The following is a 26198-nucleotide window of genomic DNA, read 5'->3' as shown; positions in this document are numbered from 1 at the left end:
GGCTTTATAAAGCAATTTATTAATATCACTTAATTTTTTTTCTCTTCATTTTCTGCTTCCATCCTTACCTTTTTCAGATCGACACGTATCAGCGCAAATAAATTCATGTATACATTGGCAACAAAAACTAATGCAAAACCTGCTATCAGATATCCGCGCCAATCAGTATACAATAATTGAAACCCGGTGATGATCAGCATAATAGCTGTTATATAATGGCTGAAGCAGTACTCGCAGGTAAACAGGTAAAAAAACTTACGTACTGCAATCGTTCTCCCTTCTGTTGAACGCTTTAGGCAATATTCCCGCGGTTCTCTGAAAACTTCTTCATGTGTTACTGTCCATGCGATACAGGCTATGGGGATGGCTAAAATAAACAGCCATGTAATTTGTGTACTTAGTGCCATATACAGCAAATGTATAATGTACTAAAATGTTTGACCAGCTAATCAAATTCTATTGCATATGAATAATATTGAATGTTAAGCATTTAACATTTATTAACATACTTTAACACACATTGCATTTCCATACTAACCATTTAGTTATATCTTAGGGTTTCCTAATTCAACCTTATGAGATTCACAATTCTACTATGCCTTATTTTCTTTTTGTTTTCCGCTTCTTCATTTGCACAAACTAATTATTCTGTAAAGGGTATCATCGGTGATAGCGTTGAGCATATCAAATTGAACAACACATCCGTCGCGGTGCTTAATGCAAAAGATTCTACACTGGTTACTTTTGCACGTACCGCCGAAGATGGTTCATTCGAGATAAAAGGCCTTAACAAAGGCAAATTCATTTTATTACTGGCCTACCCTGACTATGCGGAATATGTGGATCATTTCAGTCTTGATTCCATTAAACAGAGCTACAGCTTTGGCAGGATCAATATGCAGCTAAAGTCGCGCCTGCTGCACGAGGTTATTATTAAGGGCACAGCTGCGGAGATCAAAATAAAAGGCGATACGACTGAATTTAACGCGGCAGCTTATAAGATACAACCAAATGCGAAGGTGGAGGATCTGCTGAAACAATTACCCGGTATACAGGTGGATAAAGATGGTAAGATCACAGCACAAGGTCAGCAGGTAAATAAGGTATTGGTTGATGGAGAGGAGTTTTTTGGTGATGACCCAACACTAGTCACTAAAAACATACGTGCCGATATGGTGGACAAGGTGCAGCTTTACGACAAGAAAAGCGACCAGGCGGCCTTTACGGGCATTGATGACGGGAAGAAGGAAAAAACCCTCAATATCAAACTAAAAGAAGATAAAAAGAACGGCATGTTCGGTAAAGCGGAGGCGGGCGGTGGCACTGAGAGTATTTACCAGGCACAGGTATTGTTTAACGCCTTTAAGGCAAAGCAGAAATTGTCAGTTTATGGCACTGCGGGCAATAACGGCAAAGTGGGACTTGGCTGGGAGGATAATCAGAAATATGGTACGGGAGATGGCCTGCAATCAGACGATAGCGGTTCGATCTTCTTTTTCGGCGGTAACGGTGATGATCTCGACTCCTTCAGCGGTCAGTATGATGGCCAGGGATTACCGATAGCCCGTAACGGCGGCGTACACTATGATACCAAATGGAACAACGATAAGGAATCGCTTAATACCAATTATAAAATAGGCTCGCTTACTGTTGATGGCAGCAACAATAACATTACCCAAAACAACCTGCCTGATACGATATTGGTCAACAACTCTACACAGAAATTTCATAATTACATGTTCAGGCAAAAACTGGATGTTACTTACAATGTAAAACTGGACACCAGCTAAACCTGAAAATAGCGGTCAATGGTACCTCAAAAAATACAAATACCAGGGAGAATTATAACGCATTTGAAACCCGGAACGATACGATTATAAACAAAAGTACCAGGGACATCACTAATAATGTTGATCAAAAAATATTTAATGCAAGCGCCTTTTATACCCACAAATTCAAAAAGCCACGCCGCACGCTTTCATTCAATATCAGCGAAGCCTTTAATCAGAGCGATGCTAAAGGGTACTTAAAATCAAATCTCTACTATTATAATCCCCAGGCAAAGGTAGATACTGTGCCGACCGATCAGTATAAAACCAATGATTTAAAAAGCTCTGTTTTAATTACCAACCTCACCTATACTGAGCCACTCTCAAAATCACTGGCCGTTTCACTTAACTATGGGGTAGACATAAATAACGGCACCGCCGACAGGAGAACGTTTGACCAGTCGAGCCCGGGTGTTTATAATATGCTTAATGATACCTTTAGCAGCAACTATAAGCTGAACAGTTTATCCAACATTGGCGGCGCCATATTTAATTTCAAGAAGGGAAAGACGATCATTAATTTCGGTACCAAAGTGGGCGATGTACGCCTCCGCCAGACAGATGAATACACCGGCGATGTGCTGACCAGGGATTTTACAGACTGGATGCCACAGGCCAGCTTTCAATACCGTTTTTCGCAACAAAAATCATTTAATGTAAGCTATCGCGGAAATACCGTACTGCCTACTTTAGATCAGTTGCAACCAATAAAAAACAATAACGACCAGCTTAATATTATTGTTGGTAACCCCGGGCTCAAACCATCGTTCACCAACAATTTCAACCTATGGTATAATTCATTTAAAGTGGTATCGAACCAGTATATCTACCTTTCCGGAAATTATTCCTATACCACCAATCCTATCGTAAGTGCTGTTACCTACGCCTCAAACGGAGGGAGCGTCAGTCAATATTCAAACTTGCCGGGAAAACGGATCTCGAACTTTAATTTCTGGGCCAATTTTGATAAAAAGATAGAAAAACTGGACATAAATACAGGTATAGGAATAAATGGCAATGGCAATGTTTATTACAATTTGGTAAACGGTCAGTTGAACAGGACGCCAAGCTACACCATTAATCCGCGGATCAATGTTTCTAAATACAAAGAAAAAAAGATCGAGATATACCTGTCGGGAGGCCCCACCTATACCATCAGTAAATCATCCCTGCAACCGGATATTAATAACAATGGTGGAGGCTTTAGGGCGGATGGCGGTTTTACGATCTATCTGCCGGGAAAATTCCAGATCGGTACGAATAACAGTTACGAGTACACGGCCAAAACCGAGTCGTTTGATACTGACTTTAGCAAGATGCTTATTAATGCCTTTATTATTAAAACCTTCCCTAAAAATGATAATTTAAAGTTCACGATATGGGGTAATGACCTGCTGAACCAGAACGTCGGTTTTAGCAGGACAGCGAATTCTAACATGATCATCCAGAACAGCTATACCACCATCAGGAGATACATTATGTTTACTATTGATTATGATTTTACAAGAATGGCCGTGGGAGGAGCTAAAAAATAACCTTATGAAAAAACTAACCATAACCCTTATTTGCCTGCTGCTTTTGAACGGTAAATTATTTGCCCAGCATGCACATTTTACCACATCGGGCACTATTGAGTTTGAGCGGAAAACAAACATGTTCGCCATCATCCCTAAGATGATCAACAAGGATAACGAGGTATGGCTTACACCTATGCTTGAAGCCTACAAAAAATCGCAAACACAGTTTAAAACGCTAAAAAGCACCTTATCATTCTCAAATAATAAAACCTTGTTTATCCCTGTCGAGGAAGAAACCGTTGAAGGCGGGGGATACTTCAGCAACAGCCCGATAGCTACCCAAAACAATACCATTTACAGCGACCTGGACAGCAAAACCGGTGTTTTTCAGAAAAAGGTATTTGGTGAGCTTTTTTTGGTGAAGGACAGCACACGAAAAATAAAATGGAAAATAACTGATGAAACAAAAGAGATATCAGGTTATACTTGTCGACGTGCCAATGCCATTATGCTGGATTCTATCTATGTGGTTGCTTTTTATACAACGGAGATCCCGGTTTCGGGCGGACCGGAGTCTTTCAACGGTTTGCCTGGAATGATCCTGGGCGTAGCACTGCCCCATGAAAATATTACCTGGTTTGCCACTAAAGTAACAGATATGACGCTTGCACCAAATGCTGTAATGCCTCCTAAAAAGGGCAAACCATTTGATGGCAAAGGATTTAAAGATAAGATGCAGGCCACCTTTAAGGATTGGGGCAGCGAAGCTCCTATTTATTCGAAGGTGTTTGCGTTATAAGCTTATATATTCGCCTTTCCATCGAATATTGCAGACTTATATTTATTCAGTAAATTTGTATATGTACAATACCGAACAAATAGTAGAAATACTTAAAAGCCAGAAAAAGAACCTTGAAAAAAGGTATCCTATTTCTGAATTGGCTTTATTTGGTTCTTATGCACGCGGGGATAACCATGAGCATAGCGATATTGATATATTAGTTGATTTTAACGGGAGAATAGGTATAGAATTTATATCTCTTGCCCACGAACTGGAAGATATTTTTCATGCTAAGGTCGACCTTGTTTCCCGAAAAGGTATCAAACCGAGTTACTTGCCATTTGTCGAAAAAAATCTGATTCATGTCTGAACGCAATTCGGTTATCTTGTTAAATGACATTTCGGAGGCGATTCAAAATATATTTGAATTTACAAAAGGGATTTCGTTTGAAGACTACTGTAACGATCTTAAAACACGGCATGCCGTAGAGCATAACTTTATGATAATTGGTGAAGCCGTTTCAAGGCTACCTGAAGATTTTAAGCTGATGCGTACAGGAGTTAACTGGCGACAAGTAAAAGATTTTCGCAACGTTATCGTCCATGATTATTTTGGCATAGACAACAACATTGTCTGGGATATAATTCAATTTAATCTTTCCGACCTGTTAAGCGAAGTTTCTTATATTTTACAAAAGGAAACAAAAGAATAAGGTATTACAATTAAGATATCCTGTTATTTAGTTATTTCCCAATTCTATTCTAAGTCTCTCTATTATTTCTTTTAATGACATACCCTTTTCAAAAAATTGGAATACATCCATAATTTGCCCTAGAGATTCTGCTTGCCAGGCGTTTTTGAAAAGATCAATTTTCTTAGAGGCTAAATATATATTGTTTTTTGTTGTAGTGCCATTAATAAAATTACTCACTTCGCTTTCAAAATCCTCCAATGTCAACACAGCGATTGGCCAATCATTATTCGCTTTAAGAAAAATACCTATAACATTGGCTAAAACGGGATCAATCCCATTAGATTCCTGTGCATCTTCCAATTCGTCAATATTTAAACTCTTCACTATCTAATTTTTATTTTGTGGCAGGCGCCTGTGGCGTTACAATCGGATTAATCACTGCAAAATGATAAACACCTGAACCTACACTTATCCCAATATAGCCATCCTGGTACTGGCCAACAACAAGCGCCTTGTCCATTGCTAATGCCTTGTCATCTTCGGTTATATCTTCAGCTTGTTTAGCTGGGAGATAGATGTCAGCTTTGGTATTGGCAGGTATGTCGATGGTGTAATACGTTTTACCGTCTTTCACTTCCCAGCCTGAACTTAAGTTACCGTAATAGGTTAACAGGTTGGCTGTCGCCTGGGTAAACTTTCCGCCCGGGTGCGGCATAATTTTGATATGCTTATAACCCGGTCCGTCGGGGTAGGTATCCATCCCTGCCATTACACGGTACATCCAATCGCCGATGGCGCCGTATGAGTAATGGTTAAATGAGTTCATGCTGGCTGCCTCAAAAGTTTTATCAGGGCGGATGCCGTCCCAGCGTTCCCAAATGGTGGTAGCACCCATTTTTACCGGGTATAGCCATGACGGATAGGTATCTTGTAACAACAGCTTGTAAGCTATGTCATCTTTACCAAAACGTGTTAACACATGGCACAGGTAAGGTGTACCCAAAAAGCCGGTAGTCAGGTGATCTCCGTAGGCATGAATGTTTTCTACCAAACGGGTTGCAGCCTGCGTACGCAATGCCTCTGGCAGCATATCAAAATTCAAAGCAAGTGTATAGGCTGTTTGCGTACCTGATACCAGTCTGCCATTTGGTGTTACATATTCTTTGTAGAATGCATCTTTGATCTTTTTCAATAAGGCGGTGTAATAAGTTACATCATCCTGTTTATTAAGTACGATTGCTGCGTTGATCAGCAGTTGGGTAGAGTAAGCATAAAAGCATTGAGCAATAAAATACTTGTCTGTTATGGCCGATGAGCCGTCGGTATCGTCATCGCGGCTGTAAAATAGCCAGTCGCCAAAGTGGAAGCCGGTGTTCCAGAGATCATTTTTGGCCTGATGCTGCATATAATCTACCCATGCTTTCATACTGCCATATTGATTTTGCAGGATACGTTTATCGCCATAGGCCAAATACATGTTCCATGGGATCACGGTAGATACATCGCCCCAGCCGGTACTGCCTTGTGTCATGCCTAAACAATTCGGTATCACAAAAGGGACTATCCCTGAAGGTGATTGATCGGCAGCTACATCCTTCAGCCATTTGGCAAAAAAGTCGTTCACGTTCATGTTGAAGGTGGCGGTACGTGAGAATACCTGCGCATCACCCGTCCAACCCAGGCGCTCGTCGCGTTGCGGGCAATCGGTAGGTACATCAAGAAAGTTCCCTTTTTGCCCCCATTGAATATTGTGCTGTAATTGATTGATCAGCGGATTAGAAGTGGTGAAGGTACCTGTCGGTTTCATATCCGAATAGAGAGCAACCGCAATAACATCTTCAGGCTTGATAATATCGCCCGGATAGCCTTCAATGCGAATAAACTGGAAGCCGTGGAAAGTAAAATGCGGCTCGAAAATTTCCTCATCGCTACCCTTCAGAATATAAGTATCCTGCGCTTTTGCGGCGCGAAGATTTTCGGTGTAAAAATTACCAAGTTTATCTAATACTTCGGCATGTGATACCGTGATCTTATCCCCTGCCTTGCCTTTAATTTTTAAAACAACCCAGCCTACCAGGTTTTGACCGAAATCAATTACCTGCTCATTTTTTGGGGTTTTGAAAATGCGAACCGGCTTAAAGGTCTCATGCTTTCTTATCATTTCATTATAAGTGGCGATGAGTATCTTTTTTGAATAATCCTGTGCGTGGACGGCGCTCCATTGTGAATCATTAAAACCAGGTTGTGTCCATCCAGATTGCACTTTATTATGGTCGATGGTTTCGCCGTTATATATTTCTGAATAGACGATCTCCCCTGTTGATGATTTCCAGCTTTCGTCTGATGTGATCAGTCCGGTTGTCCCATCCTCATAAGTAACATTGATCTGCATCAACAGGGCAATATCTTTCCCATAGACATTTTTTTTATCGCTGTAACCGATAATCCCCCGGTACCAGCCATTACCTAACATTACGCCGATGGCATTCTTACCGTCTTTTAGCATATCTGTTACATCATAGCTTTGATACTGCAGGCGATTTTTATAGCTTGTCCACCCCGGTGTTAAATACGCATCGCCTACGCGTTTGCCATTGATATTGGCTTCGTATAAACCGTGTGCCGTAATATAAGCCACAGCAGATTTAATCTTTTTACTTAATGCAAATTCCTTACGCATCATCGGGCTTGGGCGGCTGATCGAATCCTCTACATATCCGGGTGTTATCCATTGGGCCTTCCAGTCAGATTCGCTCAACAGTGCCATTTGCCACCATGCGGTTTGGCTCCATCCTGATGATTTGCCTGTATTATCCCATACCTGTACCCGCCAGAAATATTTTTTGTCGGACTGCAAAGGCTTACCTTTATAAGTAACGAATACTGATGAATCGGACTTTACTTTTTGTGAATCCCAAACATGACCATGAAAAGTGGCGCTTTCACTTACTTCGATACGGTAGGCCGACTGCATTACATTCCGTTTATCAGAACTGATCTGCCATGTAAACCGGGGTTGTATTACATCCATGCCCAGAGGATTGGTGCGGTTTTCGCAAAGCAGGCCATCAACTTTTACCTGTGCAAAACATAAAGAAGCAGCAATTTGCAAAACAAATAAAGAGCAAAGGAATTTCATGAAATTTGATTATTAGGTGTAAAACAGTTTTATTAACTGTTGTGACGATAAAGCTAATAAAAACAGATTGTATAAACTGTTCTGAATTGTCTTGTAACTATGATTTTATTTTGAGAAGAATTTAATTCTTTTAGCATGTAATAAAACAGTTATAATGTTAAATTTGGTTTTTCTAAAATAAACCGCCTAACCCCGGGCGACATAACAATTTTTATAACCTTATCGGGAGAAATAAATGAACGATCTTGAAAAATATTTTAATAATAATACGGGCAAAATAATTGATAGGTGGGAACATTATTTTGAGGTATATGACAGGCATTTCAGCAAATACAGGGGCAAAGAAATTGTTCTATTAGAGATAGGCACTTACTACGGCGGCAGCTTGCAAATGTGGAGGAATTATTTTGGTGATAAAGCAAAAATTTACGGGATGGACATCAACCCGAACTGCAAAAAGCACGAAGATGAAAACACCAAAGTATTTATAGGTTCACAGTCGGACAGGGAATTTCTGAAGAAGGTAAAAGCTGAAATACCGCCCATTGACATTCTGATCGATGATGGGGGCCACACTATGTTGCAACAGATCGTCTCTTTTGAAGAGCTGTTTGGTCATATTAAGTCTGATGGTGTTTACTTGTGCGAGGATTTGCACACTTCATACTGGATGAAATTTGGCGGGGGGCATAAAAGAAGGGGAACTTTTATAGAATATTCCAAGAATTTTATTGATCAGTTAAACGCATGGCATTCGGAAGAGAAGTCATTAAAGGTTGATTCTTTTACCCGGTCGGCACACTCTCTTCACTATTATGACAGCATGCAGGTTATCGAAAAAAGAGAGATGAAAGAGCCAAGCTCGCGTAAAACCGGTTCAATCAAAATAGACCTGGATTATGAAAGTTTTAGCCGGATCACTCTAAACAAATGGAGGCGTAAACTGAACCGCTTGTTAAGTTATTTTAAGCTGCCTTTCAAAAACGGGGATTTTACCTAAACATTGTAATGGCAAGTCAGGAGTCTTTAGTCGTAAGTCTTAAGTCAATTTTGTGCTTTTCTGACTCCAGACTTTCGACTCTGGACTAAACGTCAATTCATAATTGACACGACAGCATGTGTTAATGTGCTTCTTCCGGGTTCCTCTTCTGAAAACTATAGATCAGGTAGATCAAGGCAGGTAAGATAAATATACTGCCTATTAGTAAGGCCAGACCTAAGGCTTCAATGGCTTTGTCAGCGCCTTTGTTTTCGATGAGTGACAGGTAGCTGCCATTTTTGAGTATGACAATGTTTGGATAATGCTTGTAGGTTACTGTGAGCAATATCATAGTGATCTGGAATCCTGCCAAAAAGCGAAGGCGCTTTGAGCCGCCTTTGTTGATGAGATACCACAAAATAATGAGTGATATGGTTGCTAATGTCACGGCAGCTATGCCAATAGGATTGCCGAAAACCCATTGCATCAATGGTATATTATCAGAAATAGCGGTGATAAAAACCATTCCGCCGGATATAACTGCGGCAATATTCATTTGCCAGGCTTTGCGTACAAATCTTTTTCTTTCTGCAAGGTCAACAGTTTCGCCTATCAGGAAAATTGCAGCAATAAATCCGCATAGTGACACGGTGAAAAATCCAATGCTTATCGAGAACCAGTTGAGCCAGCTGGAAATATAGGCCGATTGGAAGGTATTAGCATGCACATCTATCTGGCCGGAAACAGCGCTGCCGGCTATGATGCCTAAAAACATCGGCGTAATAAAACTGGAATAAACGAATATCTTATTGTAAACCTTCTGCATGTTGTCAACTACCGCGTCATAGTTTCTGAATGCAAAAGCCGTTCCGCGGGCGATGATACCCAGTAGCATGATAATGAGCGGTATATGCAGATGGATAGACATGGTAGAGTAGATAGCAGGGAAGCCAACAAACAATATCACAATAGCAATAATTAGCCACATGTGGTTGGCTTCCCAAATTGGACCGATAGCCTCGTAACTGATCTTACGGGTTTTTACTTTATTTTCTTCAGAAGTAAATAACTCGATTATCCCGGCGCCGAAATCGGCCCCGCCAAGCAGCAGGTACAGCAGTAATGCTACCCACAAAAAAATTATGACTACGTATATCATCATTCTTACTTATCCATTACTGTTTGCACTGTTTTCTCAAATTTCTCTAAATAATTACCAGTATCATTGTAAGCGTTTCCCATAAATACTATAGTCTTGTTGTCCATCAACATATATGTCATATAAATAACGCCTTCTTTATATTGACGTGTCATTTTTGACTCCAAAACATATGACTGATAACCGTTTATTTTAGTTTTAGTAATTGCTTTGTTATCAAACTCGACATTTTTTGCTTCATAAGCCGATATCACATTTTGCATAGCTTTGTAAGCTATTTCGTCTGTCATTTTACCAAATGCCCCTATTTCAAACGCATTTGCAGTGTCATTTTCTGCATCTTTTTTGCCATTTTCAGTATATCTGTAGAAATTTGAAGCCGTCATTGCATACTTGAAATTTGTGATTGAATGATCAAATTCAAAATTAGCTAGTTCAAAAGGATCTATTTCTAACGTGTTATCGTAATACACTGATTTCATCATTTCATGCAATTCTCTTTTGCTTTCATTATCCCCTGTTTTATAAACACCTTTTATTATAACCACAAAATTGTTATCACCAAAAAATAAGGAGACAATTGTCTGATCACCCAGAGCGTCTGCAGGACCTTCAGCATATACCGCATCAAATTGATTAAACTTTATATCTTTTATTACATCTATCTTTGCCCCTTTTGCCTCCAGAGTTTGTCTTGTAAGTCCCGGTCTTATTTTTGAAAAACTATAAGTATTTGCGTCTTCCACTTGTAAATACGCCTTCCCGTTCTTTTTATAAATTGCCGATTGTTTGATATATTTAAACCCATCCTGCGGTTGTATAAATACTTTAGTTCCTTTTATCCTTACACTCTTATTTGTTTTTTTTGTGGTTATCTTATCAGGAAAAGCACCGCTTTGGCTGCAAGAACTGAATGTCCAAAGAATAAAAATCAAGCTAATGATCTGTTTCATGTATTTTGTGATTTTGGTTTAGGTTTATATTTATTGTTTTGATGCTAATATCTTACTTATTTTTCATAATGTTTAACTGCTAAAATCAATCTTCTCACTTTGTATAGATACCTGCACCAATCTGATCATGAACCAGCTTTAACGTCTTGTTCCAAATAAAAGGCCCCACAAATATTACTTTGTCTATATTTTCATTTTTTACCCGTATCCTCCAAAAAAATAAATTTTCTATTTTTGTGTGATAAGCTATCGTTGTTTCGCAATCTGATTTATTATCACATAAATAAAATATTTCGGTTGATGCACTAAACCATCCTGTAGTAACTCTTCCATCCGGCCAAAATATAATACTGATCATACGACCGCTTAAAAACCACAACACTACCGTGATTCCTAAAAAAACAAGTTTCACCCTATCGGGCTTGTATAAATAGTAGAAAAGCAAAAAAGCAAAAATCACCAGGAACATTGCGGGCCATGCACCACTCAGTGCTATTAGATCCTCCATCGAATCTACACTCCCCCCTACAAGTGAAATCTTTAAAAAAAAGCCTAGAGCAGTTAACGCTAACATTACTATCAATAGAATAACTGATACAATGATCTTGATTATCTTCATAATTATATTAGCTTACAGAGTTTGAAATTTCAGTATCATACATATTCGGTACCATTTTTATTTGCCGGTAAAGCATAAAAACAACCACCAGGCTCAGTGATAAATATACAGCCGTAAACAGGTAAAATGTATAATGGATACCCGGCATCGGTGTTACCGCATCGGCAGTGCGCATTACGCCCTGTATTATCCAGGGCTGACGGCCAACTTCAGTTACTGTCCATCCGGCCTCAACGGCGATGAACCCAAAGGGTGTTGCCAATGCAAATAATTTGAGGAACCAGGCTTTGCCAAACCACTTTCTTTGTTTAATCAGCGCGATAAAATATATCAGGGCAAGCGCCATCATTATCATACCAAAACCTACCATTACCTGGAAAGCATAATGTGTGATTGCAATCGGTGGTTGATCCCTTTCAGGAATCTTATCCAGGCCTTTTACTTCAGCATTAAAGTCATCGTAGGTCATGAAGCTAAGCAAACCCGGCAGTTTGATGGCGTAGTTTACTTCCTTAGTTTTTGTATCGGGTATGCCGCCTATAATTAGCGGTGCGTGTTTTTCAGTTTTAAAATGTGCTTCCATCGCGGCCAGTTTAGCGGGCTGACGTTTGGCTACATCCCTTGCTGAAATATCTCCGCTTAAGGGCTGTAAAATAGCGGCTACTGCACCAAATACAATAGCTATACGGAAAGCCATATAATGGAATTTTGCATTCTTTTTTCGTACGATCATCAGTGCATGCACGCCTGCTACTGCAAAGCCAGTCGCCGCAAAGGCCGCAATAGACATATGCAGCGCCTGCTCAAACCAGGCAGCATTAAACATGGCCTTCATCGGATCGATATTTAAATATTGTCCGTTCACATAATCAAACCCTGCCGGACTGTTCATCCAGCTATTAGCAGCCACTACGAGTATACCGGATATGATCCCACTAACACCTACGACTACTCCCGTAACCCAATGGAACCGGGGATTAAACCTATCCCACCCATAAAGGAAAAAGCCAAGTGCAATAGCTTCGATAAAAAATGCTGTTCCCTCCAGGGAAAATGGCATACCGAAGATAGGCCCGGCGTGTTCCATAAATTTGGGCCAAAGCAATCCCAATTCAAAAGATAATACTGTGCCGGATACTGCACCCGTGGCAAAGAATATGGCTACGCCTTTACTCCAGGCTTTGGTGATATTCTTATATACCGGGTCTTTGGTTTTGAGCCAGTAAAAATGGGCAATGGCCATAAAAAACGGCATCACCATCCCGATGCATGAAAAGACAATGTGAAACCCTAACGATAACGCCATCTGAGACCTGGCGGCAATAAAATCATCCATAGCAAACGGTGATTAAATGAACAAAACCAATAGCCGGCTTTGCAAAATATTTGTTACACCGAATGTAGGGAACATAAGTAAAAGTAAGACTGATAACCATTTACAAATTGCAATTTATTTTGAATATAAATTGGATGGTTGGGTTAGATTGAGTTGATTAAGTTGGTGAGATTTAGTATTGATGGCTATCCAAACGGGGACTTGTTGGGCATCAGCATTTAATTGGCCTTTGCCAGGACAATTGAGTTTTTATCCAGGTATTTTCGTAAAGTTACCAGTTGATCAGTATTGATCATGTCGACCCCGCATTTTAAAAGCTCATCCCAAACCACTTTTTTCTCCGGAGAAGCCCATAGCCTTACCTTGCTCCCCATCCTGTGCGCCATAACGACAAAATTGCATAGTTTTCTTTGTTCGATGTCTGAAATCGGGTTTTTCCCGTTCCACTTGATCAGCTTTGAATACTTACAGCTTGCCATACTGAACACATTAGTGGTGAGCGTATCCCGCGATACTTTGCGCAGGTCCTCATCAATAAAAGCGAGCCGTGTTTGTTCGTTCTCAAGTAGCTTGTAGGGCTTATGACCGGAAAGGACTACGGTAACTGCACGGTACACCACCTTGCCGTCTTCATAACTGGTGAGCATAGAACGATATTTATGAAGCAATCTCTCAAGCGCTCTGTAGGTATTGTTGGCTCCGGTTTTAACATCGATCATTAAAATAACGGGCGAATCATAGCCACAGTAAACCTTGCCATTATTCTGACTTACCCGTTCATAAAGCGGCTTGAAATAAAGCTTTTCTAATGTTCTGCCAAGGCGAAAGAAAGGAAAAACGTGTGCCACTACCAGGGTTGTATCTTCTAGAAATATGTCTGCTTCGATATTGGTAAAACCATTGTCGAGCGCATCATAAAGCGGGTGTTTGTGGCAATAATCGTTGTGTGCAAAACCATTAATAAGCGGGGTGGATTGGGCGAAGCAGTTAAACGAGGCAACTGCAAACAGTATGAAAAAAAACAATCTGAGACGACACGCGCCTGTATTTTGTGATTGCATTTTAGGGTACGGGGTATTAACTTTACGACGCAATATTACCCTTCTATTATGTTGATACTTTAAAGTCAATGTAAATCAATAGTTAAAATAGGGGTACTTAATATTAATTCTTCTGACACGGTCATTGTAAAAATATTACCGATCCATGACAGTTCTTATACGTAACTGAATTACGATGGTTAATATTATTTTAAATAAAAAGAAAGTACTTCATGCTGAAAAAAGGTGAACATATAGAAGGCGTTCCTGCCGAACTGGAAACACTGCTTACACGAGATGCAGCAGCTAAAATATTTTTTGATAGCTTGTCAAAATCCTATAAACAAGGCTATTGCGATTGGGTAGGATCGGCCAAACAAGAGGAAACCCGGAAAGCACGGGCCGAAAAAGCGTTGATCATGCTGCAAAAGGGGCAAAAGACGCTTAAACCCTGATAAGGGGATAACATCTATCCCAATTTTACTTCACATCTGAAATTTACTGAAACGCCCCGGTATTGCCTCACCCCGGCCCTCTCCAAAGGAGAGGGAGTTAAAACTTATTCGGTTCGGTGGATTACTTTCTTTTCGATGCGTCTGTCGGGGATGATCCAGATACAGGCCACCAGCACATACAATGCTCAGGATATCACAGGCATCCAGAATGCAACAGCTATTGCAATAACATAGGTCACTACAGATGCTTTGCCTTTCCAATCTCTACCCAGAGCCTGTGCCAACTCAGAATTTTTACCGCAATGACTCGCCAGAATGTTAGCAAGCAATGTATAGGCCAATCCACACATCATCAGCACCAGTCCGTATACAGCTACCGGCCCTGCGGCAAAGTGATTATAGGCCATCCATTCTGTAGCGAAGGGCATGAGCGACAACCAAAATAAAAAAAACAGGTTGGCCCAGAGTACACCACCGGAAATAGAATCTACTATATAGAACATGTGGTGATGATTGTTCCAATAAAGGCCTACATAAATGAAGCTTACGACATAGCTCAGGAAAAAAGGTGCCAGCGGAATGAGTGTTTCCAGGTTGCTGCCGTGCTCGGGTACTTTAAACTCGAGCACCATAATAGTGATGATGATTGCTATTACCCCATCGCTGAAAGCTTCCAAACGTCCTTTTTTCATGTAGATTTGTTTGAAAGCTAATATAGTGATTTGTGGAGGAGGGTTAAATGTGTTCGCGGTTCAATTGATGCTCCGTCCCGCTCATAGCCGCGGAGGCCTAGTTACTTTTCTCTTGATAGAAAAGTAACCAAAAGATCAAGACAAAAAAAAGCTTCAGCCCGCCCTGCCGTTTCTTACGCTTTTTCCGTGCTTCGCACATTGCAAAAGCTAAAACGTCATTCCCGCCATACACCCGGCCCGCTTTTTTGTCGACCCAACGCTCTTTTTGTTTTGGGTTCATTAACAATAGGTTCATAAAAGTGATTTACCAGCATATATTCCTCTGTCACCACCGCGTTAAATAACGTGCTGCAAAACAACAAACCCGGCAAAGCTAACTACCTTTGCATCATGGACAAAATACAGATCCTTGTAATAGGCCGCAACCCCGAGATCGTACAAACCGTGGTACGACTGATCAATAATAATCCTGCCTGGAATGCTACTTTCGCTCTTACCGACGAAGAGGCCATCAAACATTTCGAAAGTCAATCTTTTAACCTCGTTCTGCTTGGCGGTGGTATCGAACCGGAATCTGATAGCTTATTGCGTCATGAATTTATTACACGGAACCCTAATATCACCATTATCCAGCATTACGGTGGTGGCAGCGGACTTTTGGCTACTGAGATCAATATGGCACTGGCTACTCAATAAGAATTGGGCGTTTTTAGCACGTAAATAATCAATAACATTTTTCAGCCCTATTCGTTTAATCACAATGTAACGAAAAAAGAGTCGGGCTAACATTAAACCTATCTGAGAACATTTTCACCGGATGCTTTTGAAGCTGAACAATTTTTGATTACATTTCAAATTTCTGGCTAAAAGTATCTGAATGAAGTACACCTTTTTGTTAATTACTATATTTTTCTCAATTACGGCAAAAGGGCAAAACACCATTGTTAGTGGCACAATAACTGATTCCAAAACTAATCAGCCTTTGCCTTTTGTGTCCGTATCATTCCCCGGTACGTCAATTGGCGTAAATAGTGATAAGAATGGAAAATACTACATCACCACCCCCAAAACATATACCGAATTAAAATTTTCATTTGTAGGTTATAAAGCCGTTACCAGGACAATTTTAGCTGGAAAGGAGCAGGTGTTCAACATTAAACTGCAGCCTGACGTGCAGGCATTGGCAACGGTTACTATCAAATCCGGGAAAAAGAAACGCTACCGGAACAAAGATAATCCTGCTGTTGAACTGATCAGGCAGGTAATTGCGCATAAGGACTCGAACCGGATGCAGAGCTATGATTATACTGAGTACCAGCAGTACGAAAAATTGCAGTTCTCTTTTATCAATGTGAACCCCAAATTATCGGAGAAGAAAGGGTATCGTAAATATAAATTCCTATTAGATAACCGGGATACTACTAATTTACCGGGCAAATCGTTGCTGCCGGTTTACCTGGAAGAAAAGCTGACACAAAGCTACTATCGTAAAAACCCGGAGAAGACCAAAAAGATTATCGAGGGCGAGAAAAAAGTAAATATTGTAAATTTTGTTGACGAGGATGGGGTTAATATCTATCTGAACAGGATGTATAACGAAGTTGATATTTATTCGAACAATATCTTTTTGATGACGAATATGTTCCTGAGCCCGATAGCGGATAATGCGCCATCTTTTTATAAATTCTTTATTACCGATACCATTGAGGTAGACCATAAAAAGATGGTGGAGTTGAGTTTTACTCCGCGCAATGGTAATGATATGCTGTTTGAGGGGCTCATCATTGTGACGCTGGACGGGAAATATGCGGTGCAGAAAGCAAGGTTATCGGTCAATAAAAATATTAACCTGAACTGGGTGCGCAGTATGGCTAACGACCTGAGTTACGAACAAAGTTCGGATGGCCGCTATCACCTGAGTAAAAGTGAGATGAAGGCGACCTTCAATATCAGCAAAAACCCGGATAAGGGAATTTTTGGTGATCGAACCATAACCTACTCTAATTACCAAATAAATGTGCCCAGGCCCGATAGCGTGTATGCCGGGGAGAGAACGGTGACTGTTAAAAATGCGTTGAAGCAGGGCGACCAGTTTTGGTCGGATAGCCGGGGGCGGGATACGCTTACGAGTGTGGAAGGCAATGTTTACAAAAATATCGACAGCCTGCAAACCATGCCGTCCTATAAGCGGGCCATGGAGATCATCGCCCTGTTTACTGTAGGTTTTAAAACATTCGGACCGGTTGATGTTGGGCCTATCGGGACGTTTTATAGTTTTAATTCTGTTGAAGGCTTTAGGCTAAAAGTCGGCGGGCGTACCAATACTGATTTCAGCACGCGGTATTACCTGGAGACTTATGGTGCTTATGGTTTTAAGGATGAAAAGTTTAAATATCTTTTAAGTGCTGCTTATTCGTTCAATAATAAGTCGATCTACAAATTCCCGGAGAGTTATATTAAAGCGACTATACAGAACGATGTAAAAATACCGGGGCAGGAATTGTCTTTTAAACAACCGGATGCCTTTTTCCTGTCGTTTAAACGGGGGGTTGATGATAAATACCTCTACAATAATTATTACAAGCTGGATTATGTAAATGAGTACGAAAACCATTTTTCCTTTGCCTGGGGATTTAAAAATTGGCAGCAATCGCCTGCGGGGGCATTATATTTTGTAAATAATGTTGGCGGCGTTCCGAATACTATAGATAAGGTGACTACTACCGAACTCTCGTTAAACCTGCGTTATGCACCGCATGAGCAGTTGGTGCAGGGCAAGCTGTACCGGATAATTATACCCAGCAAATACCCCATTTTTACTTTGGATTATCACGAAGGCATCAAAGGCTTTTTTAACGGGCAGTATAACTATGCGAATTTGCGTTTAAGGGTTGATAAGCGCGTTTATCTGTCGCAACTGGGCTTTGCCGATGTTAGTGTTGAAGGGGGCTATCTTTTTGGGCAGGTACCTTTCCCGCTGCTGACCATACACCAGGCCAACCAGACCTATACTTACGACCCGGAATCGTACAACTTAATGAACTTTTTGGAGTTTGTGAGTGACCATTACGCCAGTTTAAAAATTGATTACTGCCTCAACGGCTTTTTATTTAACAAACTACCATTATTTAAAAAACTAAAGTGGAGAGAGTACATATCGTTTAAAACCCTGTATGGCAACCTCCGCAGCGAAAATGATCCTGCGCTGCACCCTCAGCTTTTCGAATTCCCGGTTGCGCAGAACGGCGTACCTATAACCTATACGCTGGGCAAGAACCCTTATACTGAAGGCAGCATAGGCGTTGGCAATATCTTTAAAGTTTTCAGGGTGGATATGGTTGAACGTTTTGACTATCTGAATAACCCTAATGTGCAACATTTTGGGGTGAGGGTAAGGGCTCAGTTTGATTTTTGAGGCGGATGGCGGGCTGTTCTACTCAGCCAGGTTGGTTGTACGTTTTACGTGATACGTTGTACGTTGTTTACAGGGCAACTTTTCTATTTTCTTCAGATTATGCTTATATTTGATATGTATAATTATTGTAATCATGACTACATTGACACTTCAGGTACCAGATTCTCTTGAAGCAAATCATGAGGATACCGTCCGTTTTCTGGCAGCTAAACTGTACGAATCGGGCAAATTGTCTTTAGGGCAGGCTGCCCAGGTGGCTGGTATGCCTAAATGGGATTTTGCTGAAATTTTGGTCAACTATGATGTAAACTATTTTCAATATACGTCAGAAGATATAATTAATGAGTTCAAAAATATCGGCTGATCAAATCGTTGTTATCACCGATGCCAGCTGTTTCATCATACTTCATAAAGTTGATGCCCTACACCTGCTTCACCAGGTATTTGCTACTGTAATCACCACTCCAGAAATAGCAGAAGAATACGGTATGTCCTTGCCCCAATGGGTTACCATACTTTCTGTGAAGAATAAAACACTACAAAATGACCTATCTTTTATTGTAGATCCGGGAGAAGCCAGCGCCATTGCATTGGCCCACGAAATTGAAAATAATTATTTAATTACCGATGATTTACAGGCACGTAGACTGGCAATAAAACTTGGCTTGCCCATGATGGGCACTCTGGGCGTGTTGTTGCTTGCCAAGCAAAACGGGTTGATAAATTTAGTCGCTCCTTACCTCGAATTGATTAAGCAAACCAATTTCAGGATGGCTCCCGAACTATTTCATACTGTACTTAAAGAGGCCGGAGAAATTTAATTATTCAATTAAGCCGGGCTTTGTCTATCAATGTACCGCGCGTCAGTTTGGAGGTGGGTTTTTTTGTTGTACGTTGTACGTGGCTTTTTGCGAGAGCGATTTAAACGTATAACTTACAACGTAATACGTATAACAAAAAAAACCGCCCAAATAAATGAACGAGCCTTGTGATCTTTTTAAGATTACCCTATTTACTCGCCGGAGGGGTTAACGTGAACCCCAATTTTTGGACTATGTACAGCTGATCGTAATATATCCTGCTGCTGTCTATTTTCCCGTTAGTTACGTGATAGCTGCACTGATACGGGAACTTCACGGTTATGCCATTAGAGGTGAAGGTATAATCGCCCCAGGCCGCTACCCAGTTGCCTTGCAGATCACCGGATTTTACATTGAATGATTCGGCAACAAAGTTTACCTTGCGGTTTGATTGCATTTTATAATTCTCCTGCCAGTGCGCTACAAACTGTGCAACGTTGGCAGAATCTGCCGGGCCGGGGCCGTAATTGATACATTTATCAGTCAGAAAAGATTTAGCCTTGTCTATATCGCCCGATACGAGCGCATTAGTAAAATCGCTCACTGTTTTAATATCAGCGTCGGCAGTAGGGTTATCCCCTATCATATCCTTTTGGTGCATGACCGTCGGTGCAGCAGTTTGGGCCTGGATTTTTGTTACCGAAAACAGTAGGAGTGCTGCTGCCAGTAAAAAGCATGATTGAAGGTTCTTTTTCATTTTGATTTGAATTTAATGGAAGGGTGAACTATTGTAGGCTTGTTAATTGGCACTTGGAATGAGCCGTAAAATTGCCCCCAATTACACAGGCGAACGCAACCACAAACTATTCACTATCAGGCAATAATAATAGCTAACTAAATTTACAAGGAAGAATTGATTAAATCAAAATTTATTTGTGGGTGGTGATGATTGGCAAGGTTACGTGTGTTTTTGTTGGACGTTTTACGTAATACGTTGTATGTTGATTTAGCATAATTTAAACGTATAACTTAAAACGTAATACGTATTTTTTGTTGTACGTTCTACGTGATACGTTGTACGTGGCTTTAAGCACAATTTAAACGTATAACGTAAAACGTAATACGTATAACCTTCTCCTCCGCAGGTGGTTTTTTTGTTGTACGTATAACCTTTATTTGAGATGCTTTGTATGTTTGCTGCTAAGTAACGATTTCATCTGGGTGATTGCGATCGCGTTTAATTGCTGCAGCCTTTCCGGTTGCGATTTACCCTGGTGAATTAAAACCGCATTGATACTTTCTAAATTTGATAAAACCACCAATTGCTCAATAGTCGCTTCGTCCCTTATGTTACCCGCAGCTTTTGGGTTAGTATCTCTCCATTGCTTTGCAGTAATACCAAACAGTGCCACATTTAACAGATCAGCTTCATTGGCATATACAAAGCTGATTTGGGTTTTGTCAAGTTGTTTGGGGATAAGGTTTTCTTTAATGGCATCGGTGTGGATATGGTAATTTACTTTAGCAAGGGTTCGTTGAAAGCTCCATTCTAATTTAAGGCGATCATTCTCCTCAGCTTTCAATCGTTTAAACTCCAGCAGCATATAAAGTTTGAATTCTGCACTTACCCATGAGGCAAATTCAAACGCAATGTCAAGATGAGCGTATGTACCACCACCGCTTCCGGCTTTTGAAATTATTCCTATTGCATTTGTAGATTCGATCCACTTTGTTGGAGAAAGCACGAACGCGTTACTGCCGGCCTGATACATAAAGGAGTCGAATTCGACCCCTTTGAAATCCGGGTTGTTTATTTTTTCCCACAAGCCTAAAAATTCAATAGTATTCCGGTTTCGCATCCAATTTTCACAACGTCTTTTGGTTCAACAGCATTCTTAAATCTCGCTATATCGGTGATCGAAACATAATCCTCATTCCCTTTAGAAAAAAGAATAATCTCAGTTCCTTTTACATTGATCGTTGTATTCTTTGCCATAGTGGAGTGTGATGAGGGTTTAGAATTTTAAATATAGGTAATGGCTTTTAATTGTGGCGAATTCTTTTCGTTATACGTTTTACGTAATACGTTGTACGTTGGGGGAGTCGATGGACGATGGTCGATAGTCGATGGATTTTTCTGACTAGCATAATCCTACTATGGTCCATGGACTATCAACATCTGTTTCCGATTTAACTTTGTTACTCCCACAATTCTTTGTTAATTTACAGGTCTTGTTTACTGCATGAACCTTAAATCCCTTACTATAAAACAATCGCTGAATAAGGCCTATCTTAAAGAAAAGATAAGCCGAAGCGATATTGAGCTTTTTAAAACACATTTCTCTGATCTTCTTGGCAAAATAAATGACAAAGGCGATGAAGAACACCTGAAATCATTGGTTGCTGATTTTCTCAAATTCACCTGGTATAAGGATTCCCACCAGATAAATCCCATTGGTAAAAACGATCTTGTAATACATACCGGCAAATCGCCCAATGACCCTTATGGTGTAATATTAGAAGTAAAAAGCCCAAGCAATAAAACCGAAATGGTTTCGGACGGCAAAACCAATGCTAAAGCGTTGCATGAGTTAATATTATATTATCTGGATGAGCGCATCACACGCAACCGGAACGAGCTTAAGCAGTTAATCATCACTAATATTTACGAGTGGTATATTATTGACGCCAACGAATTTGATAAAAAAATATACCGTAACACTGGTATTAAAAAGTTGTATGATTTAAAAAAATCCGACGGCAAGGATAACCCGTGGTTTTACGATGAACTCAAAAAGTTTTTCGATGCCCATCCGGATTTATCTATTGAAACTACCTTTTTCGATATAAGGGATTATAAAAAGCCTGCTTTAAATAATAATCCCGATGACGATAAAAAACTGATCCCGCTTTTTAAAATACTATCACCGGTTCATTTATTAAAGTTATCATTTACCAATGATAGCAACACATTACAGCCTAAGTTCTATTCGGAGTTATTGCATATTATTGGCTTGTATGAATATAAAGAAGGCAGCAAAAAACTGATCAACCGTAAAAAGGAAGGTGAACGCAACGCGGGCTCGTTGCTCGAAAACGCAATTATTAATTTAGATAGCCACGATAAAATTTCGCGGCTCGACAGGGCTTCACAATATGGCGAAACTTACCAGGAACGCTTGTATAACGTGGCGTTGGAATTGGTGATCACCTGGATAAACCGTATCCTTTTTTTAAAACTGCTGGAGGCGCAATTACTTAATTATCATAAAGGCGATAAGACTTATAATTTTCTGAATAAGGACAAAATAAAGGACTTCGATGACCTGGATAAACTGTTTTTCAGGGTGCTGGCCAAAAGGATTGACGAACGCAGCAACGAGATATTGAACCTGTTTAGCAAAGTACCGTACCTCAATTCATCACTTTTTGAGCCTACCGAACTGGAACATCAAACCTTGTTTATTAATGGTCTAGAAGATTTTGTTCCATTGCCCGTACCTGGTTCAACCATATTAAAAGATGAGAAAGGTAAAATTTTAAAAGGCAGTTTAAATACCATCGATTATCTTTTCGATTTTTTAAATGCCTATGATTTTAGCAGTGAAGGCGCCGAGGAAATTCAGGAGGATAATAAAACCCTTATTAATGCTTCAGTTTTAGGGTTGATATTTGAAAAGATAAACGGTTATAAAGACGGCTCTTTTTTCACGCCGGGTTTTATCACCATGTATATGTGCCGTGAAACTATACGCCGCGCTGTAGTGCAAAAATTTAAAGATGTAAAAGGATGGAATATAAGCGAATATTATGAGCTGTATGATTTAATCACTGACCGTACTGAAGCCAATGCAATTATTAACAGTTTAAAAATTTGCGACCCGGCAGTTGGCTCCGGCCATTTTTTGGTGTCTGCCCTAAATGAGATCATCGCTATAAAAAGCGATTTAAATATATTGATGAGTGCCGACGGGCGCACCCTGCGCGACTACCACATTGAGGTAGTAAATGATGAGCTGATAGTGACCGACGAAAACAGCGACCCTTTTAAATACAACTACCAGGATTTGCGCAGCCAGGTAGTGCAACAGACCTTGTTCCACGAAAAGCAGACCATTATTGAAAATTGCTTGTTCGGGGTCGACATTAACCCCAACTCGGTAAAAATATGCCGCTTGCGTTTGTGGATTGAGCTGTTAAAGAACGCCTATTACAAACCCGACACGGGCGGCGGAGTAGAACTGGAAACCCTGCCCAATATTGATATTAATATAAAAGTAGGCAACTCATTGATTAGCCGTTTTGCTTTGGATGCCGATTTGAAGCAGGCATTAAAGAAAAGTAAATATAGCATTGACGCCTATAAGATAGCTGTCCAAACCTACCGCGAATCGACTAACAAAGAACAAAAACGGGAGATGGAAAAGCTTATTTCCATCATTAAGAATGATTTTAGAACCGAGATAAGCGCAACCGATCCCAAAATAAAGTTACTTGATAAAAAAGGAAATGAACTCTATGTTAAATACACAACTAATAACCTGTTTAATGAAAAGTTAACAGCAGCTCAGTTAAAAGACCGTAAAAAGTTAGAAGGTGAAGTAAACAAATTAAGCGAAGAAATAGCCGAGATTAAAAACAACAAAGTTTATGAAAACGCATTTGAGTGGCGCTTTGAGTTTCCGGAAGTATTGAATGAGGATGGTGATTTTGTGGGGTTTGATGTAATAATTGGTAATCCACCTTATATAAATGCTTTGGAATTGAAGAAAATGTTAACCAAAGCTGAATATGATTATTACAAATCGAATTTTAAGACTGCCAAAGGAACTGTTGACATATATATTTATTTCTTTGAACTTGCTGTTAACATAACAAGAGATTCACAATTTATAACATATATTACTCCCAATAGATATTTGTCAGCAAGCTATGGTTTCGGATTACGAAGCTATCTGATAGAACGGACTAAATACATATCGGTCGGTGATTATTCCCACGTGAAAGTCTTTAAAGAGGCATCTACATATCCAATATTGACTTTCCTAAAGAAAGAAAAGGTTACTAATATTTATCAATTTAGTTCATTTACTTTCATTGACGAGCTAACCGAGTTTGAATGGCGAGTATTCGACTCTTCTACATTGAATTGTTTGAGTGAATTTATCTGGGGATTCGTGTTAAGTGACAAATTCACTATTACAAAAAAAATTATAGATCAATCAATTCCTTTATATGAAGCAGGAACAATAAATGCAACTTCTACTGCAAGCGAGGCAGATATTTACCACAATTATATAAACGAAACCAAAGGATTTAAACTGATTAATACTGGGACAATAGACAAATATGCAAATACTTGGGGTGTCGAGAAATTAGTTGATAAAGGATCAAAATTTACAACTCCGTTTTTGCCAATAGACGACAAACTGCTTTCTAAGAATCGTTTTGAGCTATATTCTAGCCCTAAATTATTAATCGCGAAAATTGCTATAAATACAGAGGTTTTTTTTGATTCAAAAGGCGAATATGCATCAATAAACACAAATTGTTTGCATGCATTTAAAGAAGATTTCAACCCTTATTATATTTTAGGATGGTTAAATAGCAAGCTTTTCCAATATACTTACAAATGCTTTTTTGAAGGACTTAAAATGGCTGGTGGTTACATGCTGTATTCAGCACCAAATTTATCCAATATGTATATAAAAAAATCAGACGAGTTTGAACAAAAACCAATCATAGAAATTGCACAAAAAATTACAAATACAAAAAACTCAAACCCTTACTCAGATACCAGTGATTTAGAAAAAAAAATCGACCAACTCGTTTACCAACTTTACGACTTAACCGAAGAAGAAATAAAGATTGTTGAGGGTGAGGGTTAATATATTAAAAATAATTACAATGGCACGAACGCGGCAAAATAATAACTTACCGACATTTGATGAACTTATAATACCAACCCTTAAGGCCCTTGTAGCTTTAGGCGGTTCGGGCTCGGTTGAAGAAATAAACAATAAGGTTTATGAAATTGCGGGTATTGCTGACACAATTTTGCAATTACCGCACGGTGAAGAAGGAAACACCAATGAAGTGGATTACCGCCTTGCCTGGAGCCGTACCTATCTTAAAAAGTTTGGTCTGATTGAAAATTCTTCGCGCGGTATCTGGGCGCTGTCAAAAGCCAATATTGATATTAACAAAATTAATGTCACTGAAATCAAGCGTACCGTTAGGGAACAATCCAGGCCAACTGAAATCGCCTTATCTACTCCTGCTAAAGAAATTGAAAATAAAATTGAAGAAGAGGTAGAAAATGTTGAAGAGTGGAAAGATCAATTACTTAATATACTGTATAAAATCCCCCCTGCTGCTTTTGAACGGCTTGCCCAAAGATTATTACGCGAAAGCGGTTTTTTTCAGGTGGAAGTAACCGGCAAATCCGGCGATGGCGGTATTGACGGAAAGGGAATAGTAAGGGTAAGTGGCCTGTTAAGTTTCCATGTAATTTTTCAATGTAAACGTTATAAGGGTGCTGTTACACCAAGCCAGGTAAGGGATTTCCGGGGTGCCATGCAGGGAAGGGCTGACAAAGGCCTTATCATCACCACAGGCCGGTTTACCAGGGAAGCGGTTAAGGAAGCAACAAGAGATGGAGCCCCACCGATTGATTTGATTGACGGAGAAATATTATGCGATAAGTTAAAAGAATTAAAATTGGGTATTGCTATACAAATGACAGAAACTATTGAAATTAAAACCGATTGGTTTAGTAATTTATGAAAT

General features: G+C 39.8%; 26 protein-coding genes. 13 read left to right on the top strand and 13 right to left on the bottom strand.

Going from position 1 to position 26198, the window contains the following annotated elements; genetic code table 11:
• Positions 1-29: 29 nt before the first annotated feature.
• Positions 30-407 carry a hypothetical protein gene (locus ACPPVU_RS05395; RefSeq protein WP_426670665.1) on the bottom strand — a complete coding sequence of 126 codons (378 nt, stop codon included), beginning with the start codon at positions 405-407 and terminating at the stop codon, positions 30-32.
• Positions 408-575: 168 nt separating this feature from the next.
• Between ACPPVU_RS05395 and ACPPVU_RS05390 the strand changes: the two genes are divergently transcribed.
• The 5 genes from ACPPVU_RS05390 (at position 576) to ACPPVU_RS05370 (ending at position 4840) form a co-directional block, all read left to right on the top strand.
• A complete protein-coding gene (locus ACPPVU_RS05390; RefSeq protein ID WP_426670664.1) occupies positions 576-1790 on the top strand; it encodes a hypothetical protein in 1215 nt (404 codons plus the stop codon).
• 2 nt (positions 1791-1792) lie between these two features.
• Positions 1793-3364, top strand: coding sequence for a TonB-dependent receptor domain-containing protein (locus ACPPVU_RS05385; protein WP_426672181.1), 1572 nt, complete (start codon positions 1793-1795; stop codon positions 3362-3364).
• A gap of 4 nt (positions 3365-3368) precedes the next feature.
• A complete protein-coding gene (locus tag ACPPVU_RS05380; RefSeq protein WP_426670663.1) occupies positions 3369-4145 on the top strand; it encodes a GLPGLI family protein in 777 nt (258 codons plus the stop codon).
• A 61-nt stretch (positions 4146-4206) separates the two neighbouring features.
• A complete protein-coding gene (locus ACPPVU_RS05375) occupies positions 4207-4497 on the top strand; it encodes a nucleotidyltransferase family protein (protein ID WP_426670662.1) in 291 nt (96 codons plus the stop codon).
• Positions 4490-4840 (top strand): HepT-like ribonuclease domain-containing protein, encoded by a 351-nt coding sequence (locus ACPPVU_RS05370; protein ID WP_426670661.1) that lies wholly within the window; start codon positions 4490-4492, stop codon positions 4838-4840. Before ACPPVU_RS05375 ends, ACPPVU_RS05370 begins: the two co-directional genes overlap by 8 nt.
• A gap of 27 nt (positions 4841-4867) precedes the next feature.
• Here ACPPVU_RS05370 and ACPPVU_RS05365 read toward each other — a convergent pair whose 3' ends face one another.
• Both ACPPVU_RS05365 and ACPPVU_RS05360 read right to left on the bottom strand, forming a co-directional pair.
• Positions 4868-5206 carry a hypothetical protein gene (locus ACPPVU_RS05365; RefSeq protein ID WP_426670660.1) on the bottom strand — a complete coding sequence of 113 codons (339 nt, stop codon included), beginning with the start codon at positions 5204-5206 and terminating at the stop codon, positions 4868-4870.
• Positions 5207-5216: 10 nt separating this feature from the next.
• On the bottom strand, positions 5217-7961 hold the full coding sequence (locus tag ACPPVU_RS05360) for a family 78 glycoside hydrolase catalytic domain (RefSeq protein WP_426670659.1): 2745 nt from the start codon (positions 7959-7961) through the stop codon (positions 5217-5219).
• A 235-nt stretch (positions 7962-8196) separates the two neighbouring features.
• Here ACPPVU_RS05360 and ACPPVU_RS05355 point away from each other — a divergent pair, with 235 nt between their 5' ends.
• Positions 8197-8961: a class I SAM-dependent methyltransferase gene (locus ACPPVU_RS05355; RefSeq protein WP_426670658.1), complete on the top strand. Its 765-nt coding sequence runs from the start codon at positions 8197-8199 to the stop codon at positions 8959-8961.
• Positions 8962-9082: 121 nt separating this feature from the next.
• Here the strand turns inward: ACPPVU_RS05355 and ACPPVU_RS05350 are convergent, their stop codons facing one another.
• The 5 genes from ACPPVU_RS05350 to ACPPVU_RS05330 all read right to left on the bottom strand — a co-directional run bounded on the left by ACPPVU_RS05350 (position 9083) and on the right by ACPPVU_RS05330 (position 14068).
• On the bottom strand, positions 9083-10099 hold the full coding sequence (locus ACPPVU_RS05350; protein WP_426672180.1) for a cytochrome d ubiquinol oxidase subunit II: 1017 nt from the start codon (positions 10097-10099) through the stop codon (positions 9083-9085).
• A gap of 5 nt (positions 10100-10104) precedes the next feature.
• The gene (locus ACPPVU_RS05345) at positions 10105-11052 is read right to left on the bottom strand and encodes a hypothetical protein (protein WP_426670657.1); all 948 of its coding nucleotides are present in this window, start codon (positions 11050-11052) and stop codon (positions 10105-10107) included.
• Between the two features lie 94 nt (positions 11053-11146).
• Positions 11147-11671, bottom strand: coding sequence for a hypothetical protein (locus ACPPVU_RS05340; RefSeq protein WP_426670656.1), 525 nt, complete (start codon positions 11669-11671; stop codon positions 11147-11149).
• Between the two features lie 7 nt (positions 11672-11678).
• Positions 11679-13007, bottom strand: a complete 1329-nt coding sequence (locus tag ACPPVU_RS05335) for a cytochrome ubiquinol oxidase subunit I (protein ID WP_426670655.1) — start codon at positions 13005-13007, stop codon at positions 11679-11681.
• A gap of 218 nt (positions 13008-13225) precedes the next feature.
• A complete protein-coding gene (locus tag ACPPVU_RS05330) occupies positions 13226-14068 on the bottom strand; it encodes a phosphatidylinositol-specific phospholipase C/glycerophosphodiester phosphodiesterase family protein (RefSeq protein WP_426670654.1) in 843 nt (280 codons plus the stop codon).
• A gap of 212 nt (positions 14069-14280) precedes the next feature.
• On the opposite strand from ACPPVU_RS05330, the gene ACPPVU_RS05325 reads away from it, so the two are divergent.
• Positions 14281-14502 (top strand): YdeI/OmpD-associated family protein, encoded by a 222-nt coding sequence (locus tag ACPPVU_RS05325; RefSeq protein WP_426670653.1) that lies wholly within the window; start codon positions 14281-14283, stop codon positions 14500-14502.
• A 185-nt stretch (positions 14503-14687) separates the two neighbouring features.
• On the opposite strand, the gene ACPPVU_RS05320 is transcribed toward ACPPVU_RS05325, so the two are convergent.
• On the bottom strand, positions 14688-15194 hold the full coding sequence (locus ACPPVU_RS05320; RefSeq protein ID WP_426670652.1) for a TMEM175 family protein: 507 nt from the start codon (positions 15192-15194) through the stop codon (positions 14688-14690).
• Between the two features lie 97 nt (positions 15195-15291).
• The gene (locus ACPPVU_RS05315) at positions 15292-15474 is read right to left on the bottom strand and encodes a hypothetical protein (protein WP_426670651.1); all 183 of its coding nucleotides are present in this window, start codon (positions 15472-15474) and stop codon (positions 15292-15294) included.
• Between the two features lie 110 nt (positions 15475-15584).
• On the opposite strand from ACPPVU_RS05315, the gene ACPPVU_RS05310 reads away from it, so the two are divergent.
• The 4 genes from ACPPVU_RS05310 (at position 15585) to ACPPVU_RS05295 (ending at position 19430) form a co-directional block, all read left to right on the top strand.
• Positions 15585-15890: a hypothetical protein gene (locus ACPPVU_RS05310; RefSeq protein WP_426670650.1), complete on the top strand. Its 306-nt coding sequence runs from the start codon at positions 15585-15587 to the stop codon at positions 15888-15890.
• Positions 15891-16071: 181 nt separating this feature from the next.
• Positions 16072-18609, top strand: a complete 2538-nt coding sequence (locus ACPPVU_RS05305; protein ID WP_426670649.1) for a DUF5686 family protein — start codon at positions 16072-16074, stop codon at positions 18607-18609.
• 133 nt (positions 18610-18742) lie between these two features.
• The gene (locus ACPPVU_RS05300; protein ID WP_426670648.1) at positions 18743-18973 is read left to right on the top strand and encodes a UPF0175 family protein; all 231 of its coding nucleotides are present in this window, start codon (positions 18743-18745) and stop codon (positions 18971-18973) included.
• Positions 18951-19430 carry a DUF3368 domain-containing protein gene (locus tag ACPPVU_RS05295; protein WP_426670647.1) on the top strand — a complete coding sequence of 160 codons (480 nt, stop codon included), beginning with the start codon at positions 18951-18953 and terminating at the stop codon, positions 19428-19430. Before ACPPVU_RS05300 ends, ACPPVU_RS05295 begins: the two co-directional genes overlap by 23 nt.
• Before the next feature lie 187 nt (positions 19431-19617).
• On the opposite strand, the gene ACPPVU_RS05290 is transcribed toward ACPPVU_RS05295, so the two are convergent.
• From ACPPVU_RS05290 to ACPPVU_RS05280, 3 genes are all read right to left on the bottom strand, one after another.
• Positions 19618-20166: a nuclear transport factor 2 family protein gene (locus ACPPVU_RS05290; RefSeq protein ID WP_426670646.1), complete on the bottom strand. Its 549-nt coding sequence runs from the start codon at positions 20164-20166 to the stop codon at positions 19618-19620.
• A 415-nt stretch (positions 20167-20581) separates the two neighbouring features.
• Positions 20582-21268 (bottom strand): KilA-N domain-containing protein, encoded by a 687-nt coding sequence (locus tag ACPPVU_RS05285; protein WP_426670645.1) that lies wholly within the window; start codon positions 21266-21268, stop codon positions 20582-20584.
• Positions 21238-21405, bottom strand: coding sequence for a hypothetical protein (locus ACPPVU_RS05280; RefSeq protein ID WP_426670644.1), 168 nt, complete (start codon positions 21403-21405; stop codon positions 21238-21240). Before ACPPVU_RS05280 ends, ACPPVU_RS05285 begins: the two co-directional genes overlap by 31 nt.
• Positions 21406-21652: 247 nt before the next feature.
• Between ACPPVU_RS05280 and ACPPVU_RS05275 the strand changes: the two genes are divergently transcribed.
• Both ACPPVU_RS05275 and ACPPVU_RS05270 read left to right on the top strand, forming a co-directional pair.
• A complete protein-coding gene (locus ACPPVU_RS05275) occupies positions 21653-25297 on the top strand; it encodes a DUF7149 domain-containing protein (protein ID WP_426670643.1) in 3645 nt (1214 codons plus the stop codon).
• Positions 25298-25316: 19 nt separating this feature from the next.
• Positions 25317-26195, top strand: a complete 879-nt coding sequence (locus ACPPVU_RS05270; RefSeq protein WP_426670642.1) for a restriction endonuclease — start codon at positions 25317-25319, stop codon at positions 26193-26195.
• Positions 26196-26198 lie beyond the last annotated feature (3 nt).

Origin of the sequence: Mucilaginibacter sp. McL0603 (assembly GCF_049992945.1) — a bacterium.
Lineage (GTDB): Bacteria > Bacteroidota > Bacteroidia > Sphingobacteriales > Sphingobacteriaceae > Mucilaginibacter.
This window is presented reverse-complemented; position numbering and strand designations above follow the sequence as displayed.